We start from the raw sequence: 19,767 nt of genomic DNA, 5'->3' as shown, positions 1-19,767 counted from the left end.
ATTTACGTGACCCAGCACATTGGCATGATGAAGCACATCAGCGACCAGGTGATGGTGATGCACGAAGGCGAAGTAGTGGAGCGCGGCAGCACGGCTGACGTGCTGGCCTCCCCGCTGCATGAATTGACTAAGCGGCTGATTAACAGCCACTTCGGCGAAGCTTTAACCGCTGACGCCTGGCGCAGGGATCGTTAATTTAGACGACTTCGTCACGGCCATTTTGCCCCAGCTTCCACTAGATAATTTGAGTTGCAGCCAGGCGGCAAGCGAGCAGTTTTCAGGAGCTTACTGAAGTAAGTGACTGAGAAATGGGCGTGCAGCCAACACCCCTGCGGCTCAAATTATGACGTGGAAAAGTGGTCGGATTAACGCTTGCGTGGGAGTCATGTTAGAATCGCCCGGTCTTAACGTCGGCCTGCCTGTTTTTTCACCTGCTGGCCGCAACAACAATGACTATTAAGGATTAAAGCTATGGGTTTTCTTACCGGTAAACGCATTCTGATCACTGGCGTCGCCAGTAAACTCTCCATTGCCTACGGTATCGCACAGGCGATGCATCGCGAAGGCGCCGAGCTGGCTTTCACCTACCAGAACGAAAAGCTGAAAGGCCGTGTGGAAGGTTTTGCTGCCGAGCTGGGCTCAAGCCTCGTGCTGCCATGTGACGTGGCTGAAGATGAGAGCATCGAAGCGCTGTTTACCGAACTGGCGAAAAGCTGGCCGAAATTTGACGGTTTCGTTCACTCCATCGGCTTCGCGCCTGGCGATCAGCTGGATGGCGACTATGTGAACGCCGTTACCCGTGAAGGCTTTAAAATTGCCCACGACATCAGCGCATACAGCTTCGTGGCAATGGCTAAAGTTTGCCGTGAAATGCTGAACCCAGGTTCCGCCCTGCTGACCCTGTCCTACCTGGGCGCAGAGCGTGCTATCCCTAACTACAACGTTATGGGCCTGGCAAAAGCGTCTCTGGAAGCTAACGTTCGCTACATGGCTAACGCTATGGGCCCGGAAGGCGTGCGCGTTAACGCCATCTCCGCTGGCCCAATCCGTACTCTGGCCGCTTCCGGCATCAAAGACTTCCGTAAAATGCTGGCCCACTGCGAAGCGGTTACCCCAATTCGCCGTACCGTAACCATCGAAGACGTGGGTAACTCCGCAGCCTTCCTGTGTTCCGACCTGTCTGCCGGCATCTCCGGGGAAGTGGTTCACGTTGACGGTGGCTTCAGCATCGCTGCCATGAACGAGCTGGAACTGAAAGACTAATTTCAGCTTCAGAGTGAAGCGGGCTACGGCCCGTTTCGCTATTTCCCTCAGCCTTTCCCGCCTTACTCCTAATGAGTTATACCTTTCCGATATTTATTATCACCGATCATTCTTTTGTCACCTCCCAAGCTTGCGCCAGGATAAAACAGCGAACCAGGCCCGGCATCCACGTTGTATCCGGGTCTGCAAACTTTTTGACCAAGGAACGACCATGGAACAACGCCGCTTTTCTGGTAAAAGCCACTGGTATCATGAAACCCAGTCCAGTCTGTGCCCGGCGGATGTGCTGCCTTTAGTTCCCGAAGCGGCGCAGGTTGAAGACCGCTTTTTGCTTGATGTAGTCCCTTCTGAGGCGCAATTGATTGTTGAAGCCCCGTGGCTTGATGCAGCCCGAGCCGCTTCAGACGTGCTGCTCCCGGACAGCATCCCCGTTACGCGCCTGCATACTCTCAGCAGCTATGACCGCCTGAGCACGGCGCTAACCGTCGCACAGGTTTATGGCGTACAGCGGCTTTGTAACCACTATGCCGCTCGCCTGGCACCGCAGCCGGGCCCTGACTCATCCCGGGAAAGCAACCGCCGCCTGACTCAAATCACCCAGTTTGCCCGCCAGCTTGCCAGCCACCCGACGCTTATCGACGACGCCGCGCTCGCCCAGCTGGACGAATGCGGTCTCTCTGTCGACGATATCGTTTCATTTACCCAGATTATCGGCTTTGTTGGCTTCCAGGCGCGCGCCATTGCCGTCTGGCAAGCCCAGCAGGGCCTGCCCGTTCGCTGGCTGCCGGGGATTAACGGGCAGCAGGATGCGGAGCCCGAGCTGTTTACGCCGCATCCTGCAAGCTGGCAGCCGGGCCTGGCGCCTGTTGAAATGCGCTATGCCCGCCCGGAACAGCTAGAAGTCTTGAGCATCAGCCAGCCGCTTCGCACGCTGCGTGATATTGCCTGGCTTCTTGCCCACGATGAGCGGGCACTTTCTTACCTCAGCCAGCTTACCCGTTTGTTCTGGCAGACCACGTCGCAGCAACCAGACGATGCGCAGCTGGTGGTGATGCTGACGTCACGGATTAACGGCAGCGCCGCCTGCTTTAGCGATGCCGTGGCAGCCTGGCAGGGAGATGCCGGGTTGCCGGATGCAATGCGCAACGGTGAGCGTGCGCTTAACGCATGGAGTCACAACCATCCTCGTGAAAAAGCAATTATTCAGGCCGTGCAGCTGTTAACCCGCGCGCCGGACAGATTTAGCGCCGCGCAGCTTCAACCTTTGTATGAGCAAGGTTTTAGCGAACAACAGGTGCTGAAATTACTGGTTAGTGCCGGGCTGGCCGGGTGGATAAACCGCCTGAAAATTGGCCTGGGAAATACCGCTCAAGCGCTGAATCCATAAGCCTTCACGGCAATCAGCGCTTGCCGCAAGGTACGGTTTCGCGTAAAACTGTCAGCCGCTCTTTTGGCCACGAAAACGAAACGATATGCTTCAGGATAACCCGCTGCTCGCGCAGCTAAAACAGCAACTGCATTCCCAGACTCCACGCGCTGAAGGCGTGGTGAAAGGCACGGAAAAAGGGTTCGGCTTCCTCGAAGTCGACGCGAATAAAAGCTACTTTATTCCGCCGCCGCAGATGAAAAAAGTGATGCACGGTGACCGTATCAGCGCCGTCATTCACACCGATAAAGATCGTGAATCCGCCGAGCCGGAAACGCTTATCGAACCTTTCCTGACGCGTTTTGTTGGCCGCGTTCAGAAAAAAGACGACCGCCTGTCGATTGTGCCGGATCATCCTCTGCTGAGAGACGCGATTCAGTGCCGCGCGGCACGTGGCGTCAGCCATGAATTCCAGAACGGTGACTGGGCGGTGGCTGAAATGCGCCGTCATCCCCTGAAGGGAGATCGTGGGTTTTATGCGGAATTAACGCAATTTATCACTTTCGGCGACGATCACCTCGCGCCGTGGTGGGTGACACTGTCACGTCACAACCTTGAACGCGAAGCACCGGACGGCGTGGCCACCGAGATGCTCGACGATGGCCTGGTACGTGAAGACTTAACGTCGCTTGATTTTGTCACCATCGACAGCGCCAGCACCGAAGATATGGACGATGCGCTGTACGTTGAAGAACTGGCCGACGGCAAACTGCAGCTTACCGTGGCCATCGCCGACCCTACGGCGTGGATCGCTGAAAGCAGCAAGCTCGACGGCATCGCCAAAATTCGTGCCTTTACCAACTATCTGCCTGGCTTCAATATTCCAATGCTGCCGCGCGAGCTGTCGGACGACCTCTGCTCCCTGCGCGCCAACGTTGTCCGCCCTGTTCTCGCCTGCCGCATGACCATTGAGCAGGACGGCGCGATTGCCAGCGACATTCATTTCTTCGCCGCCAACATCGAGTCCAAAGCCAAACTGGTTTATGACGAAGTGTCTGACTGGCTGGAAGAGAAAGGTGACTGGCAGCCGCAGAGCGAAGCAATTGCGAATCAAATTCGCCTGTTGCAGCGCGTTTGCCTGGCTCGCGGGGAATGGCGTCATACCCACGCGCTGGTCTTCAAAGATCGCCCGGACTACCGCTTTATTCTTGGTGAAAAAGGCGAAGTGCTGGATATCGTGGCCGAGCCTCGCCGCATCGCGAACCGCATCGTTGAAGAGTCGATGATTGCGGCTAACGTTTGTGCGGCCATCGTGCTGCGCGAGAAGCTGGGCTTCGGAATTTATAACGTTCATACCGGCTTCGATCCTGCCAATACTGAACAGCTGGCCGCTATGCTGCAAACTCACGGTATCACCGTCGACGCGCAGGAAGTGCTGACCCTGGAAGGCTTCTGCAAGCTGCGCCGCGAACTTGACGCTCAGCCAACCGGGTTCCTCGACAGCCGCATTCGTCGTTACCAGTCATTCGCCGAAATCAGCACCGAGCCAGGCCCGCACTTCGGCCTTGGGCTTGAAGCTTACGCGACATGGACTTCACCGATTCGTAAGTTCGGCGACATGGTTAACCACCGTTTGCTGAAAGCGATTATTAAAGGCGAAAAAGCGACTCGTCCGGCGGAAGAAACAACGATTCAGATGGCAGAACGCCGCCGCCTGAACCGCATGGCAGAACGCGACGTTGGCGACTGGCTGTACGCCCGCTACCTGAGCCCTAAAGCCGGTACCGATACTCGCTTCGCAGCAGAGATTATCGATGTCAGCCGGGGCGGCATGCGCGTGCGCCTTGTTGAAAACGGAGCTGTCGCGTTTATCCCTGCGCCGTTCATCCACGCGGTGCGTGATGAGCTTGTTTGCAGCCAGGAAAACGGTACCGTGCAGATCAAAGGCGAGGTCGTCTATAAAGTGACCGACGTTATCGATGTCACTATCGCGGAAGTTCGCATGGAAACCCGCAGCGTTATCGCTCGCCCTGCGGCCTGATCCTGATTTTCCCCTTACAAAGCCGGGCGCTCTGCCCGGCTTTTTTATTTCTGTCATCTCAACATGCCGATATATTGCACATCCTCTGCAAAAACAAGATCTTTTCCTCTTTACCGGGGCTTTAACATCGGCCGTCTGTTGCTACTATAAATAATAGATTTAGGTGATATTTTTCCCCTGAGGCTCAGGAGCACGAATGAAAGACGATTTGGAGCAGAACCTGCTTTATCGTTACCTGGGGACGACCAGCCCCTACTGGCGTTTACCGGCGGACAGCAACGCCCTTCAGCTGGCGGCCAGCGAGGATTCAGACACTGGCCAGGTGGTGGCACTGGATATGGCACAGGCCGACGAAATTCGCCAGATGACGGTGATTACCTCCAGCCTGACCATGACGCTCTCACTGTTTGGCATAGAAGTCCCGGTGCATATCGTGGGCCGCAAAGTGTCCAAACGCGAATGGGCAGGCACCGCCTCGGCCTGGCACGACACCCATTCTGTAGCACGAGACCTGGTGCAGGGGCTCTCTTTTGCCGAACAGGTTGTCTCTGAAGCCAATTCTGTGATTGTTATCCTTGATAAACAGGGAAATATTCAGCGCTTTAACCGGCTAAGTGAGGAATACACCGGGATGAAAGAGCATGAGGTCATCGGTCAGAATGTCTTCAAGCTGTTTATGAGCCGTAGCGAAGCCGCCGCCTCAAAGCGCAATATCAGCGGATTTTTTCGCAACGGCAGCTCCTATGAGGTTGAACGTTGGGTCAAAACCCGCAAAGGCCAGCGGCTGTTTTTATTCCGCAACAAGTTTGTCCACAGCGGCAGCGGCAAAAACGAAATCTACCTGATTTGCTCCGGCACCGACATTACCGAAGAGCGCCGCGCGCAGGAGCGTCTGCGGGTGCTGGCCAATACCGACACCATCACCGGGCTGCCTAACCGCAACGCCATTTACGACTTGATTAGCGATGCCATTGCCAAACGTGGCGACACGCAGGTCGGCATTGTCTATCTGGATCTCGATAATTTTAAAAAAGTGAACGATGCCTACGGCCACATGTTTGGCGATCAGTTGCTGCAGGCCGTGTCGCTGGCAATTTTAAGCTGCCTTGAGGAAGGTCAGGTCCTGGCTCGCCTCGGGGGCGATGAATTTATCGTGCTGGCGACCAACACCTCGCAGGGCTCGCTTGAAGCGATGTCTTCCCGCATTTTAACTCGCCTGAAACAGCCGTTCAGAATTGGCCTGATTGAGGTCTACAGCGGCTGTTCACTGGGCATTTCCCTGGCTCCGCAGCACGGCGACGAGCGCGAAAACCTGATTCGCAATGCCGACACGGCAATGTACACCGCCAAAGAGAGCGGCCGTGGCAAGTTTTGCGTGTTCTCGCCAGAGATGAACCAGCGGGTGTTTGAGTATTTGTGGCTGGACACCAATTTACGTAAAGCGCTGGATAACGATCAGTTGGTTATTCATTACCAACCCAAAATGACCTGGCGCGGTGAAATTCGTAGCCTGGAAGCGCTGGTGCGCTGGCAGTCACCGGAGCGCGGGCTGATCCCGCCTCAGGGCTTTATCTCCTATGCGGAAGAATCTGGCCTGATCGTGCCCCTTGGCCGCTGGGTGATGGTTAGCGTTGTGCAGCAGGTGGCGAAATGGCGGGACAAAGGGATTAATCTACGCGTGGCGGTCAATGTCTCTGCCCGTCAGCTTGCCGACCAGACTATTTTTAGCGATCTTAAGCAGGCGCTGAAAGATCTGAATTTTGAATATTGCCCGATTGACGTGGAGCTGACCGAAAGCTGTCTTATCGAGAACGAAGAACTGGCGCTGTCGGTCATCAAGCAGTTTAGCCAACTGGGTGCGCAGGTTCACCTGGACGACTTCGGCACCGGCTATTCATCGTTGTCGCAGCTGGCCCGCTTCCCTATCGATGCCATCAAGCTGGATCAATCTTTTGTGCGCGACGTGCATAAACATTCCGTGTCCCAGTCGCTGGTCAGAGCCATCGTGGCCGTGGCGCAGGCGCTGAATTTGCAGGTGATTGCCGAGGGCGTGGAGAACCAAAAAGAAGACGCCTTTCTTACCAAGAACGGCGTCAACGAACGGCAGGGTTTCCTGTTTGCCAAACCAATGCCCGCAGCCGTATTCGAGCGATGGTTTAAGCGCTATCAGGCCAGAACAAAGCGCTAGCCCGCTTTACGCAAAGCCGTCGAAGTATGGCGGTTTTGCAGCATGACCAGCCGTTCCATATAAGCAATGTCCTTGTCCTCAAGGCAGAAGGCGGCATCCACCCAGTCTTCGGTGATGTCCATCAGCTCTGAGCGCGGCAGCTGTAACACACGCTGACGCGCGCGCAACATGGCCTTCACGCCGTTAAGTTTAGGCTGCAGGGTATCGATGAAGGTGCGCGTGGCCAGGTATCCCTGCCCCGGCTCAAACAGCTGATCCACCAGCCCGTGCTGCTGGTACCACTCCGCCGTGTGGGACTCGCCTTTATAAATCAGCTCTTCAGCAAGCTTCATCCCGGAACGGCGCGCCACCAGAGAATAAGCGCCCATGCCGGGAAACAGGTTAAACGCAATTTCCGGGAACCCCAGTCTGGCATCACGCTGAGCCAGCAGGAAATGGTGCGCTAACGCCGCCTCGAATCCTCCCCCAAGCGCGCTGCCCTCCACCATCGCCAGGCTTATCGCCCCCGTATCAAAACCGCGAGACGCAGCGTGTACGCAATCAACGCAGGCCCGTGCGTAGGCACGAAGCGCTTCGCGGCGCCCATTGCGAATAGTTTCCACAAAAAAGCCTAAATCCCCGCCGGTATTGTACATCCCGGGGACCAGCGAGCCGGTCACCCAGAAATCGACTTTAAATCCGGCCTTCTGGACGATATATCCCAGGTTCATTATTTCCTCGATAAGTCCGTGATTGAAGCAGGGGCGCGGGCGGGCACGAAGCATCATCCAGACGGTACGGCGCTCTTCTTCGTAATATCCAGACAGTTGAGTAAAACGTGCAGTGTCAGTAAAGAGTTTGCAGGTTGGTTGATTGATAACTGTCATAGCCAGATCCTCATTAAATGAATGTGCGGTCATCGCAGGATCAGACTAATCCACCGCCGTAGTTTGATGAATGCAGCGCCAGGATTAATAATTAATGCTTATATGTTGTGCGATAATTTATTGAAGAATAAGGCTAAGAATTCGTCGGCAGCTCTTCTCTTTATCGCCTGTTTTTTGCATTATGGGCGAATGATTCATTCCCTAACACTAACAGGATTAACAATGCCAACACTGGATCCGCAGCAGCTTGCCAAACGTATTGATACCGTGCTGGATATTCTGGTTGCCAAAGATTATGCCTCCGCGATAAACAACCTTGAGATCCTCAAAGCTGAATTGCTGAGCGCAGATAACGGCGGGAATAAACATGACGGCGAGCAAAAAAAATCGCCCTGGGAAATTTAAAATTTCTGGCAGAGAAAGCAGCCCAAAATAAAGGCTGCTTTTCTTTTATACAATCCTACTGACCGCGTTCAGTGCACAAGGCCAGTCCAGCCCTGAATGGCCATATAGATTCCCATCCCGGCAATCAGGACGCTCGAAAAGTAAGGCGCCCTTCGGGCAAACGCGCTGAACCCACGCCAACGTTTTGCTACCTGACGAACGCCAACAGCTGCACTGACCCCAACCGTGACCAACGTTAGCGCCAGGCCGACGCTAAAGCTAACAACCAAAGCCGCCCCCAACGTTAGCGCCTTAAGCTGCAGGCAGAGCAGCAAGACCGTGATGGCCGCCGGGCATGGAATCAGGCCGCCGGTCAGGCCAAAGAGTAAAATTTGCCCGTTAGTGACGTCTGTATTGGTAAAGCGGCGCTTAATGTCATTGGCATGCGCCAGCTCATGCGCGTCCTGATACTCCCGGGATCCCACTTCCAGCCCCTCTGTTACCGCGTGACTGTGCTCATGATCCTGCTCATGAAACGCCAGATCGTAATCGTGGCTGTGCCCGCGATGATCAAACGAAAGACGGACATTGAAGTTATGAGGCTCAGGGATGACGGCCGTCGATTCCATATAATCACCGAAATCCACAAACTGGAACACCTGAGAAAATGCGCCCTCCTCGCGCTTCGTCACCAGCGATACCTCTCCCGGGGCCCATTTTCTGCGGCTGAGATTGCGCAAACGCCAGCGCGGGGGGTGCCCCTGCTCAAAGATAGAAAGCTCAACCATGCCGTGGCCGGTATCAATTCTTTTGGTTTCATCCTGGTGGTGATGCTCGTTTTCCTGCGACTCTGTAAGCCAGTTTTGCTCTCCTTTCCAGGTACGCCAGAACATCCATAATGCGGTGCCCAGCACAATGACGGCAGACATCAGCTGTAGCCACGGTTCGGCAGACTCCGCGGTGAAGCGCTGGCTGATGTACATCCCGCCAAACGCAATCAGCCAGACAATGGTCGTATGGGAAAGCGTCGCCGCAAGGCCCAGCATAATTGCCTGCCTGGCGGTGCCTTTAATGGCAATGATAAACGCGGCCATCATGGTCTTCGAATGCCCGGGCTCAAGGCCATGCAGGGCGCCAAGCAGGATCGCGCTGGGGATAAACAGCCAGGCATTGCCTTGCTGAAGAAGCGTAGTGAATTCGTTCATGAGGATCATTCTTGCTGAAGTGAGGGATCCAAATTCTACTCCCCCCCAGTACAAAATACTACCCCCCAGTAGATTTGTAATAGTATCATTATAAAGTTCTTCTCAGAGGGTAACCCGCATGTCACACACAATTCGCGACCAGCAAAAACTCAAAGCCCGGACCAGCAAGATCCAGGGACAAGTCATTGCGTTAAAAAAGATGCTTGATGAGCCGCATGAGTGCGCTGCCGTATTGCAGCAAATCGCCGCCATACGAGGCGCGGTGAACGGCTTAATGCGCGAGGTGATTAAGGGGCATTTGACGGAACATATCGTGCATGAAGTGGATGAGGTGAAGCGTGAAGAGGATTTGGATGTGATCCTGAAAGTGCTGGATTCCTATATTAAATAGGCTTTACGTTCAGGCCACCGCGAACGGTGGCCATAAATCATCAGAGCGCTAATGATCCAAACGCGCCCTGCCAGTCTTTTTCAAAACCGCCAATCGCCGCCGTCACCGCGGGCGTGACCAGCATCTGTTCGACCACATCAATCGGCAGCGTGATCGCTTCGCAGCCGGCCAGAAGGCATGACATCGCCTGGTGCGGCGTGCGGAAGCTAGCCGCCAGCACTTTCGCATCAGGAGCATGCAGCGTCAGAAGCTGCTGGAGATCCTGTACCATCTGAATACCGTCCCCACCCTGAGCATCCAGCCGGTTCACATAAGGCGCAACATATTCAGCTCCCGCCAGCGCGGCCAGTAACCCCTGTGTCGCACCATAAACTGCAGTGCCGAGCGTTGGGATCCCCAGGACTTTAAGCTGCTTGAGTGCCGCCAGACCTTCCGGCGTGGTGGGAATTTTAACAACCAGACCCGGTACTCGCGCGGTTAACAGCTGTGCCTCTTTCACCATGTCGTCGGCCTGGCTGGCAATCACTTGTGCAAACAGCTTACCTTCGCCCCCCAGCGCATCCTGCAGCGCAGGGAGCACTTCCCACAGGGAAATGCCCGCTTTAGCAACGATGGAAGGGTTGGTGGTTACGCCCTGCAGCGGCAGAACACGGGCCAGACGCTTAACGGCGGCAACATCTGCAGTATCTAAATACAGTTCCATTACGCTCTCCAGAATTAGAGTCATCTCTCACTGACGGCATCATAACCTGACTGTCGATTGTTTAGCTGATCAATATCAATATAACTTTCATTCGAAAGTAATTTAATTTACGAAAGAAACAAAAAAGAGAAGATGCCATGCTGTTCAATATTCAGCGTTACTCCACGCACGATGGCCCGGGGATCCGCACGGTGGTCTTTCTGAAAGGGTGCTCGCTAGGCTGCCGCTGGTGCCAGAATCCCGAAAGCCGCAACCGTGAATGCGACGTACTGCTGGACCGCCGTTTATGTCTCAGCGGTTGCGAACTTTGCCAGCAGGCCGCACCGGACGTGCTTTCCCATGTTGACGGCGAACTGGTTATTGCACGCGGCAAACTCAGTGCTGACGCGATAAATGCGCTGAGAGAGTGCTGCCCCACTCAGGCATTAACAGTTTGCGGGGAAGTGAAAACGGTGGATTCGATTATGGCCCTCGTGCTTCGCGACAAACCTTTTTATGTCCGAAGCGGCGGCGGCATAACGCTTTCCGGCGGGGAGCCTTTCATGCAGCCGGTGCTGGCGCATGAACTGCTGCAGCGCAGTAAAGAGGCCGACCTGCACACCGCCGTGGAATCCTGCCTGCACGTACCGTGGAAATACATCGAACCTTCATTACCTTTTTTGGATTTGCTGCTGGCGGATCTTAAGCACGTAGACAAAGCGCGCTTTCAGCAGTGGACCGACGGCAACGCCGAGCGCGTGATGGATAACTTTCGCAAGCTAGCCACTCGTGGCGTAGAGATGACTATCCGCGTGCCGTTAATTCCTGATTTTAACGCCGATAAACGTTCCATTCGCGCCATCAGTGATTTTGCCGCTGACGAAATTGGTGCGAAATCCATCCATTTTCTGCCGTATCACACTTTAGGGATTAATAAATATCACCTGTTGGATCAGCCCTATCTGGCCGCAAGCAGGCCGCTTGATGCGCCAGAACTTCTGCACTTCGCCGAACAGTACGCCAGCCAAAAAGGCATGACAGCCTGGATTAGAGGATAATCATCATGACCGAACTGAACCTGAACTTTCTCAGCCCACGTATAGAAGCACACAAAGAGGCGCTGATACATATCGTTAAGCCGCCGGTCTGCACCGAACGAGCTCGCCACTACACGGCCGTTTATCAGCAAAATCAGGATAAACCGCTGCCGGTTCGCCGCGCGATGGCGCTGGCCCACCATCTGGCGGAGCGAACCATCTGGATCAAGCATGACGAGCTTATCGTCGGGAACCAGGCAAGCCACGTGCGAGGCGCGCCCTTCTTCCCCGAATATACCGTTGGCTGGATTGAGAGTGAAATCGACGAGCTTGGTGACCGTCCGGGTGCGGGTTTCTCAATTTCTGACGCGGACAAAGCGGTCATGCATGAAATTTGCCCGTGGTGGCGCGGGCAGACGGTACAGGATCGCTGCTATGGCATGTTTACCGACGAGCAAAAGGCACTTCTGGCAACAGGCATCATCAAAGCGGAAGGCAATATGACTTCCGGCGACGCTCACCTGGCGGTTAACTTCCCACTGCTGCTGGAACTCGGTATCAGCGGCCTGCGCGAGAAAGTCGCCGAGCGACGCGGGCGTCTGCAGTTGACCGACTGGGACGATCTGCATAAAGAGCAGTTCCTTAAGGCTATCGACATGACTTTCGCCGCCCTGGGCAACCACATCCTGCGCTACGCAGAACTGGCGAAGAAAATGGCCTCCGAAGAAACACGAGAGACACGCCGGGATGAACTGCTGGCAATGGCCGATAACTGCGAACATATCGCCAGTCATCCGCCGGTCACTTTCTGGCAGGCTTTACAGCTCAGCTATTTCGTTCAGCTTGTGCTGCAAATTGAATCCAATGGGCACTCCGTTTCATTTGGTCGACTCGATCAGTACCTGTATCCGTGGTACCGTCGGGACGTAGAACTGCAGCAAACCACCAGCCGGGAACAGGCCATTGAGCTGCTGCAAAGCTGCTGGTTGAAGCTGCTCGAGGTGAATAAAATTCGCTCCGGTTCGCATTCAAAAGCCTCCGCCGGCAGCCCGCTTTACCAAAACGTCACCATTGGGGGGCAAACGCTGATCCACGGCGTGGCGGTGGATGCCGTCAACCCGCTCTCCTACGCCATTCTTGAGTCCTGCGGCCGTCTGCGTTCCACTCAGCCTAACCTCAGCGTTCGTTATCACGCCGGGATGAGCAATGACTTCCTCGACGCCTGTGTCCAGGTGATCCGCTGCGGATTCGGCATGCCGGCGTTTAACAATGATGAAATTGTTATCGAAGAGTTCATTAAGCTGGGCGTAAGCCGGGAAGATGCCTACGACTATGCGGCTATCGGCTGTATTGAAACCGCCGTCGGCGGAAAATGGGGCTATCGCTGTACCGGCATGAGCTTCATCAACTTTGCCCGTGTGATGCTGGCAAGTCTTGAACATGGCCGCGATGCCACCAGCGGTAAGGTTTTTCTTCCTCAGCAAAAGGCACTGTCCGAAGGCAATTTCACTTCGTTTGATCAAGTCCTGGAGGCGTGGGACAGACAAATTCGTTATTACACGCAAAAATCGATCGAGATCGAGTGTGTCGTGGACACCGTGCTGGAGGAAAACGCACACGATATTCTTTGTTCGGCGCTGGTGGATGATTGCATTGAACGAGGGAAAAGTATTAAGCAAGGTGGTGCGAAATACGACTGGGTTTCAGGGCTTCAGGTTGGGATTGCCAACCTTGGGAATAGTCTTTCAGCCGTGAAAAAACTGGTCTTTGAACAAGGTATCATCGGACAGCAGCAGTTAGCAGATGCCCTGGCCAACGACTTTGTCGGGCTGAGCGGCGAGCAGCTTCGCCAGCGGTTAATCAACGGTGCGCCAAAATATGGCAACGACGATGACGAAGTAGATATGTTGCTCGCTCGCGCCTACCAAACCTACATTGATGAACTTAAGCGCTACCACAACACTCGCTTTGGCCGTGGTCCTGTAGGCGGGACATACTATGCGGGAACCTCTTCTATTTCTGCAAACGTTCCGTTTGGTGCAGCCACGATGGCAACGCCTGATGGCCGCAAAGCACATACACCTTTGGCTGAGGGAGCCAGCCCCGCATCCGGGACCGACCATCTTGGCCCAACGGCGGTCATCAGTTCCGTGGGCAAACTGCCGACCAATAAAATCCTCGGCGGCGTTTTGTTAAACCAAAAACTGAACCCTTCAACGCTGGATAACCCACGCGATCGGGAAAAATTAATGTTTATGCTGCGTACCTTCTTCGAATCACACAAAGGCTGGCACATTCAATACAACATTGTCTCCCGCGAAACACTGCTGGAAGCCAAACAATATCCTGATAAATATCGCGATTTGGTGGTAAGGGTTGCAGGATACTCGGCCTTCTTTACGGCCTTATCTCCTGACGCGCAGGATGATATTATAGCCCGCACGGAACATACTCTTTGACGAGAAGGCGGTGGTTAAACCCCACCGCCTGACTACTGGCTGACATGAACTCAAGACAACAAATTATTCTGCAGATGGTTATCGATCAGGGCCGGGTGAGCGTCGCCTCTCTGGCGAAAACAACCGGCGTTTCAGAAGTGACTATTCGTCAGGATTTAAACCTGCTGGAAAAAAACAACTATCTGCGTCGTACGCATGGTTTTGCCGTCCCGCTGGACAGTGATGACGTTGAAACCCGGATGATGAACAACTACACCCTCAAGCTACAGCTTGCGCAATATGCCGCCTCGCTGGTGAACGATGGTGAAACCGTGTTTATCGAAAACGGCAGCAGCAACGCTCTTCTCGCCCGGACTCTGGCAGAGCAGAAAAAAGTCACGCTGATCACCGTCAGCAGCTACATCGCCCATTTGCTGAAAGACACCGATTGTGAAGTCATTCTGGTCGGCGGGATCTATCAGAAGAAAAGTGAAAGCATGGTCGGCCCGCTTACCCGTCAGTTTATCCAGCAGCTACATTTCAGTAAGGCTTTTATCGGCATCGACGGTTTCTTGCCGGAAACAGGTTTTACCGGACGCGATATGCTGCGTACCGACGTGGTGAATTCTGTGCTGGAGAAAGGCAGTGAGGCAATCGTGCTAACGGACAGCAGCAAGTTTGGCAATGTGCATCCGTATACGCTTGGCCCGATTTCACGCTTCAACCGCGTTATCACCGACGCAGCACTTAGCCAGGAGACGCTGGAGCAGTTGAAAGCGGCCCATCTGCAGGTCGATATCGTCGATCCTTACGCCGCCGTTTAAAGCTTTTTGCCCGTGTCTGATGCGGGCTTTTCCTCTCTCAGAATATTCCCACGTTGTAATTAAGAGTTTTTACCTGTGTTAATCATGCGGAAAAATTAGAATAGAATTTAGCGATATAACAGGGAGTAATAAACGCACCTGCCCTTTTCTAAGCTTATATCGTGACATCGTTTCACGAACCGCCCGGTAAAGTGGTGAATTCTTACTATACTTAACTGAGACTGGCTTCCGTGAATCAATTATTCTGGAGAAAGTATGATGACCTTAAATAACAAAAAAGTGGCCGCTGCAATGCTGGCTATTACCCTCGCAATGTCCCTGAGTGCATGTTCTAACTGGTCTAAGCGTGACCGCAACACGGCAATCGGCGCAGGTGCCGGTGCGCTGGGCGGCGCAGTACTGACCGACGGCAGCACGCTGGGTACGCTTGGCGGTGCGGCAGTAGGCGGTATTATCGGTCACCAGGTGGGCAAATAAGGCAAGACGCCGGCAAAAGCTAACCCGCTTTGACGAATTCATTACGTATTAATTTTCAGGTCTGACTAACAGCAGTTAAAATAAAAGGCCACGGCATTTGCCGTGGCCAAAAATAATATATTCCCGAGTTATCCGCCCGCGAGTTTTACCTTCATTCCTTTCGCTTCGAGCAATGATTTTATCAAATCACGCTTATCGCCCTGGATTTCAATCACGCCGTCTTTCACCGACCCGCCACAGCCACATTTTTTTTTCAGCTCAGCAGCAATGATCGCCAGCGTCGCGTCATCTTCATCAATACCAGAAATCAGGCATACTCCCTTCCCTTTACGCCCGCTGGTCTGCTTTTGAATGCGCACAATACCGTCGCCTTTAGGACGCTGAATCTCAACTTTCGGTTCGTCTATGCGCCCGGTTTCCGTGGAGTAGACCAGCCGGCTGTTATTATCTTTCATCACGCCTCCTGGGCCAGTGAAGCGCGGATATCGCGAAGCGTCTGCGCCGGGTCAGCAGATTGGGTGATCGGACGCCCAATGACCATAAAGTCTACCCCGGCCTGTTGAGCCTGCTGCGGCGTCATGATGCGGCGCTGATCGCCTGCTTCGCTGCCCAGGGGACGAATGCCAGGGGTAATAAGCTTGAATTCACGGCCTAGCGCCGCCTTAAAGCGAACTGCTTCCTGTGCAGAGCAAACCACGCCGTCCAGACCACACTCTTTTGTCAGCGTCGCCAGGCGCTCGGCATAGTCGGCTGGGCTGGCAGTAATGCCTAAATCGGCCAGATCGCTGGCTTCCATGCTGGTGAGAACGGTAACGGCTATCAGCAGCGGCGCATCTTTCCCAAATGGAACAAGCGCTTCTTTTGCCGCACGCATCATACGGGCCCCACCCGTAGCATGAACGTTTACCATCCACACGCCCATTTCCGCAGCAGCCGCCACGGCACGCGCGGTGGTGTTAGGGATATCGTGGAATTTCAGATCCAGGAAGACATCAAAACCGCGCTGGTGTAAGTCCCTCACCAGCTGTGGACCAAACAGGGTAAACATCTCCTTCCCTACTTTCAGACGGCAGTCGCGCGGGTCGATACGGTCAACAAAGGCCAGCGCGCTATCGCGATTATCATAATCAAGTGCAACGACTACAGGCGATTCAGTGGCAACACGGGAGGAGGATGACGCAGTTGAATTCATGGCAAAACCTTCTGACTGTTGGGCACCAGCGCGGCGCAAAAAAGTTAAACGGCAGCATTCTACTCGTCAGCCCGGTAAATTTACAGCCGCGATTGCCCTCTGCTAAGCGAAAGTTGCACGATGCCGAAGTCAGGAGCCATGATGTACTTAATAGTATGTTGTAACTAAAGTGCGTGGTTTTAAAAATCGTGGACTTACTGTCCATCCAGCCCACGGATAGGTTTCACCGTTGACCATGCGCGGCAGGACGGGCAATGCCAGTACATGGTATAGGCGGTAAAGCCGCATTTTTGACAGCGATAGCGTGGTTTGGTGCGAATTTGTTCGCCAACCATGTCCCTCAGCACCATCAGACTTTCTTTTGCACGCCCTTCTTCCGCTTCATGCAGGTGGTAGTCCATCAGACGGTGGAATACGCGCATTGTCGGGTGACGCTGGAGTTGGCGGTTGATATACACCTGAGCCGTTTCCGCACCCTCTTGTTGTTCGAGGATGCTCGCCAACATGAGCTCTGCCACCGCCCCACTGTTTTCTTCCACGCAGCGCTTGAGGAAGGCTTCCCACTCATCGGGCTTGCCAAGCTGCTGGTAGCAAACCTGCAGCATCTCCAGCGTTTCGCTGACTAATTCGCTATCTTGCTCAATCACACGCTTTAACGAGTCTACCGCTTTGGCATACTCGCCTTTTTCCATAAAAATACGCCCCATCATGATGGAGACCCGGGCGCAATTTTTGTCTGCTGCGGCCCCTTTCTTCAGTAACGACATCGCTTTGTCAGAATCGTCGTTGCCGATATTTTGCAGCGCAAGCTCGCAGTAGAAGTGTGCGATTTCCACACGCTGTTTGTCTTTGCCGAGTTTCACCAGCCTTTCAGCCACGTCGATGGCTTTTTGCCAGTCACTTGTTGCCTGGTGAATTTGCAGCAGCTGCTGCAACGCGCTGATACGGAAATCGGTCTCATCGATAAGCTGGCTGAACATATCTTCGGCGCGGTCATAAAGCCCTGCGGCCATATAGTCTTTGCCAAGCTGCTGTACGGCAAGCAGGCGCTGATCATAGTTCAGTGACGCACTTTCCATAAGCGACTGGTGGATACGGATAGCCCGATCAACTTCACCACGCTGGCGGAAGAGGTTGCCTAACGTAAGATGGGCTTCAACGGTACCGGTGTCCTCTTTTAGCATATCGAGGAACAAATCGACCGCTTTGTCCTGCTGGTTGGCCAGCAGGAAGTTAACCCCGGCCACGTAGTCACGGGAAAGGCGGCTGGCCTCCTGCTGTTTGTCTTGCAGCGCACTTCTGCGCCCCATATACCAGCCATAAGCGGCCGCAACGGGTAATAGCAGAAACAGCAGTTCCAACATAGAAGATTATTCCTTCACAGCCGGCACAACGGGTGCCGGAACATCAGCGGTGGGGGTAACTTGTTGCTCAAGGCGTTTAATTTTTCGCTCAGCACGGGCCAGGGAAACACGGACGCGCAGCCAGAACAGACCGCAAATCAGCCATCCAATAATAAACCCTGCGGCAAACAGCGTCGCCAGCAACGTGGAGACCCGATATTCCCCCTGCGCCAGCAGATAGTTAAAGTTCACTACCTGATCGTTTTGTGCCCCTAACGTAATAGAAATCACAAAGATGGCGAGTACCAGCAAGAAAATGAATAAATATTTCACATGACATCCCGTTATGTGGTCACAGCTGGCTCAGCCATGCCAAAAATGAATCCCGGAGGTATAAACTACCATTTCAGGCCAAACCGGGGAATCCATTAACCCCCATCAATTCATAAGAAATGGGGGTTAAAACACTATTATCAACTTTTTTCGTTACGTTCGGTTATTTCCTGCTCTTCTTCGGCGGGTGGCGTGAGCGGGCCACACCAGCGCTGCGCAAGCCAGGTCGCCAGAATGACTAACGCGCCAGAGATAATCGTAGCGACAACCAGATCGCGGGGCCAATGCATACCCAGCAACAATCGACTTCCCATCACGCCGGTTGCCCATAACAACAATATCGCCAGCGTCAACGTCCGTCTGCGCGGCCAAAGCAATCCTACGCCCAACAACGCCCAACTGGCAGCAAACATCGTGTGGCCTGAAGGAAAGGCAAAACCGGTTTCGAACTGCCAGTGTTTGCGTAACCAGTCGGGAATATTATCCTGCCCTTCCAGCTGTGCTTTAACCCGTTCCGCACGCTGAGTACGCTTTAAATTGTAGAACTCGTCGGTGGGGATATGGTGAGTTTTTTCAAGCCATACAACGAAAGGTCGGGGTTCCTGCACTTTATTCTTGATAACGGACTTAATGCCCTGACCTATAAGGATAGCGGCAGCGAGGATAGCAAATAACATCAGCGCAGGCTTAAGGCGATAGCGCAGGCACCACAGAAACCATGCGCAGAGAATAACATGCGTAATGACTCCCCAGGGTTGCGTCACGGTCTCAGTGACCCAATAAAGCATTTTCAACACGCTTTCATTACCCCCAGGGGCCCATTGCCAGCCGCTGAGCCAGACGATTAAGGGCATGATTAACAGAAGCATTGTGCCTGCTGTGATACGTATTGCTATTGCCTGCATGAACACCTCATGATACTGAAAGCTTTTAAAGAATAACCGAAAATGCCTGAGAAGGTTAAACCGCGCGGCGGTCATTGGCAAAAATGGCTTTTTAATCTGTCAATGAAGCGAACGACCACGCGTTATGGCAAAATATACGACATTAACGTACAGGCCAGACTTCTGGCAGACACCAAGGTGTCAAAATAAGTACCTGGAGAATCACATGCAGCTTAAACGTGTGGCAGAAGCCAAACTGCCAACCCCATGGGGCGATTTCCTGATGGTGGGTTTTGAAGAAGTGGCAACGGGGCAGGATCATGTTGCCCTGGTTTTCGGTGATATTAGCGGTGAAGAACCTGTTCTGGCGCGCGTTCACTCCGAATGCTTGACCGGTGACGCGCTGTTTAGCCTGCGCTGCGACTGCGGTTTCCAGCTTGAAGCGGCGTTGACCCACATTGCTGAAAAAGGCCGTGGCGTGCTGCTTTATCATCGTCAGGAAGGCCGTAATATCGGGCTACTGAATAAAATCCGCGCCTATGCGCTGCAGGACAAAGGCTACGATACGGTGGAAGCTAACCATCAGCTTGGCTTTGCCGCCGATGAGCGTGACTTTACGCTGTGTGCCGACATGTTCAAACTGCTGGGCGTGGATGCCGTACGTTTGCTCACCAACAACCCGAAAAAAGTCGAGATTCTGACCGAAGCCGGGATCAACATCGTTGAACGCGTGCCGCTCATCGTTGGCCGTAACCCTAAGAACGCGCACTACCTCGACACCAAAGCGGCCAAAATGGGCCATCTGCTGTCAGAGTAATCGAGTTCCTGCCATAAAAAAGCCCCTTTCGGGGCT

At 53.9% G+C, this 19,767-nt stretch carries 19 protein-coding genes and 1 pseudogene; 12 read left to right on the top strand and 8 right to left on the bottom strand.

The genetic code is table 11. The features are described 5' to 3' along the window. The 5 genes and pseudogenes from CNE01S_RS17585 to pdeR form a co-directional block, all read left to right on the top strand. Positions 1–195 (top strand): annotated as a pseudogene (locus CNE01S_RS17585) (peptide ABC transporter ATP-binding protein); the annotation flags it as partial. A gap of 276 nt (positions 196–471) precedes the next feature. Then, positions 472–1,263 carry an enoyl-ACP reductase FabI gene (fabI, locus tag CNE01S_RS17580; RefSeq protein WP_045782749.1) on the top strand — a complete coding sequence of 264 codons (792 nt, stop codon included), beginning with the start codon at positions 472–474 and terminating at the stop codon, positions 1,261–1,263. A 211-nt stretch (positions 1,264–1,474) separates the two neighbouring features. Continuing rightward, positions 1,475–2,650, top strand: a complete 1,176-nt coding sequence (locus CNE01S_RS17575; protein ID WP_061277551.1) for a CMD domain-containing protein — start codon at positions 1,475–1,477, stop codon at positions 2,648–2,650. A gap of 85 nt (positions 2,651–2,735) precedes the next feature. After that, entirely contained in the window at positions 2,736–4,670 is a 1,935-nt protein-coding gene (locus CNE01S_RS17570) for an exoribonuclease II (RefSeq protein WP_061277550.1), read from the top strand. A 196-nt stretch (positions 4,671–4,866) separates the two neighbouring features. Beyond that, positions 4,867–6,858, top strand: coding sequence for a cyclic di-GMP phosphodiesterase (pdeR, locus tag CNE01S_RS17565; protein ID WP_061277549.1), 1,992 nt, complete (start codon positions 4,867–4,869; stop codon positions 6,856–6,858). Here the strand turns inward: pdeR and CNE01S_RS17560 are convergent. After that, a complete protein-coding gene (locus CNE01S_RS17560) occupies positions 6,855–7,724 on the bottom strand; it encodes a crotonase/enoyl-CoA hydratase family protein (RefSeq protein ID WP_039294035.1) in 870 nt (289 codons plus the stop codon). The genes pdeR and CNE01S_RS17560 overlap by 4 nt on opposite strands. Positions 7,725–7,946: 222 nt before the next feature. On the opposite strand from CNE01S_RS17560, the gene yciZ reads away from it, so the two are divergent. Next, positions 7,947–8,129 (top strand): protein YciZ/DeoL, encoded by a 183-nt coding sequence (gene yciZ / locus CNE01S_RS17555; RefSeq protein ID WP_061277548.1) that lies wholly within the window; start codon positions 7,947–7,949, stop codon positions 8,127–8,129. 68 nt (positions 8,130–8,197) lie between these two features. Here yciZ and CNE01S_RS17550 read toward each other — a convergent pair whose 3' ends face one another. Then, the gene (locus CNE01S_RS17550; protein ID WP_061277547.1) at positions 8,198–9,313 is read right to left on the bottom strand and encodes a nickel/cobalt efflux protein RcnA; all 1,116 of its coding nucleotides are present in this window, start codon (positions 9,311–9,313) and stop codon (positions 8,198–8,200) included. A gap of 118 nt (positions 9,314–9,431) precedes the next feature. Between CNE01S_RS17550 and rcnR the strand changes: the two genes are divergently transcribed. After that, positions 9,432–9,704 (top strand): Ni(II)/Co(II)-binding transcriptional repressor RcnR, encoded by a 273-nt coding sequence (rcnR, locus tag CNE01S_RS17545; protein ID WP_061277546.1) that lies wholly within the window; start codon positions 9,432–9,434, stop codon positions 9,702–9,704. A gap of 40 nt (positions 9,705–9,744) precedes the next feature. Here rcnR and fsa read toward each other — a convergent pair whose 3' ends face one another. Continuing rightward, positions 9,745–10,407 (bottom strand): fructose-6-phosphate aldolase, encoded by a 663-nt coding sequence (fsa, locus tag CNE01S_RS17540; RefSeq protein ID WP_061277545.1) that lies wholly within the window; start codon positions 10,405–10,407, stop codon positions 9,745–9,747. 137 nt (positions 10,408–10,544) lie between these two features. Here fsa and CNE01S_RS17535 point away from each other — a divergent pair, with 137 nt between their 5' ends. The 4 genes from CNE01S_RS17535 (at position 10,545) to osmB (ending at position 15,162) form a co-directional block, all read left to right on the top strand. Next, positions 10,545–11,444 (top strand): glycyl-radical enzyme activating protein, encoded by a 900-nt coding sequence (locus CNE01S_RS17535; protein WP_061277544.1) that lies wholly within the window; start codon positions 10,545–10,547, stop codon positions 11,442–11,444. Between the two features lie 5 nt (positions 11,445–11,449). Next, positions 11,450–13,882: a formate C-acetyltransferase/glycerol dehydratase family glycyl radical enzyme gene (locus CNE01S_RS17530; protein WP_061277543.1), complete on the top strand. Its 2,433-nt coding sequence runs from the start codon at positions 11,450–11,452 to the stop codon at positions 13,880–13,882. A 44-nt stretch (positions 13,883–13,926) separates the two neighbouring features. Beyond that, entirely contained in the window at positions 13,927–14,685 is a 759-nt protein-coding gene (yciT, locus tag CNE01S_RS17525) for a DNA-binding transcriptional regulator YciT (protein ID WP_061277542.1), read from the top strand. A 258-nt stretch (positions 14,686–14,943) separates the two neighbouring features. Then, entirely contained in the window at positions 14,944–15,162 is a 219-nt protein-coding gene (gene osmB / locus CNE01S_RS17520) for an osmotically-inducible lipoprotein OsmB (RefSeq protein ID WP_008461331.1), read from the top strand. A gap of 128 nt (positions 15,163–15,290) precedes the next feature. On the opposite strand, the gene yciH is transcribed toward osmB, so the two are convergent. The 5 genes from yciH to pgpB form a co-directional block, all read right to left on the bottom strand. Next, entirely contained in the window at positions 15,291–15,617 is a 327-nt protein-coding gene (gene yciH / locus CNE01S_RS17515) for a stress response translation initiation inhibitor YciH (protein ID WP_061277541.1), read from the bottom strand. Then, positions 15,617–16,354, bottom strand: coding sequence for an orotidine-5'-phosphate decarboxylase (gene pyrF / locus CNE01S_RS17510; protein WP_061277540.1), 738 nt, complete (start codon positions 16,352–16,354; stop codon positions 15,617–15,619). The genes yciH and pyrF overlap by 1 nt, the downstream gene beginning before the upstream one ends. 194 nt (positions 16,355–16,548) lie before the next feature. Continuing rightward, positions 16,549–17,718, bottom strand: coding sequence for a lipopolysaccharide assembly protein LapB (gene lapB / locus CNE01S_RS17505; RefSeq protein ID WP_061277539.1), 1,170 nt, complete (start codon positions 17,716–17,718; stop codon positions 16,549–16,551). Positions 17,719–17,724: 6 nt separating this feature from the next. Continuing rightward, a complete protein-coding gene (locus CNE01S_RS17500) occupies positions 17,725–18,030 on the bottom strand; it encodes a LapA family protein (RefSeq protein ID WP_061277538.1) in 306 nt (101 codons plus the stop codon). A gap of 140 nt (positions 18,031–18,170) precedes the next feature. Then, complete coding sequence (gene pgpB / locus CNE01S_RS17495; RefSeq protein ID WP_061277537.1) at positions 18,171–18,935, bottom strand: phosphatidylglycerophosphatase B; 765 nt, start codon at positions 18,933–18,935, stop codon at positions 18,171–18,173. Between the two features lie 205 nt (positions 18,936–19,140). On the opposite strand from pgpB, the gene ribA reads away from it, so the two are divergent. Next, positions 19,141–19,731 carry a GTP cyclohydrolase II gene (ribA, locus tag CNE01S_RS17490; RefSeq protein ID WP_039294068.1) on the top strand — a complete coding sequence of 197 codons (591 nt, stop codon included), beginning with the start codon at positions 19,141–19,143 and terminating at the stop codon, positions 19,729–19,731. Positions 19,732–19,767 lie beyond the last annotated feature (36 nt).

This window comes from Cedecea neteri NBRC 105707 = ATCC 33855, assembly GCF_001571265.1.
GTDB classification, from domain to species: Bacteria; Pseudomonadota; Gammaproteobacteria; order Enterobacterales; family Enterobacteriaceae; genus Cedecea; species Cedecea neteri.
Note: the sequence above shows the minus strand (reverse complement) of the source record. Positions and strands in the feature narration are given on the sequence as shown.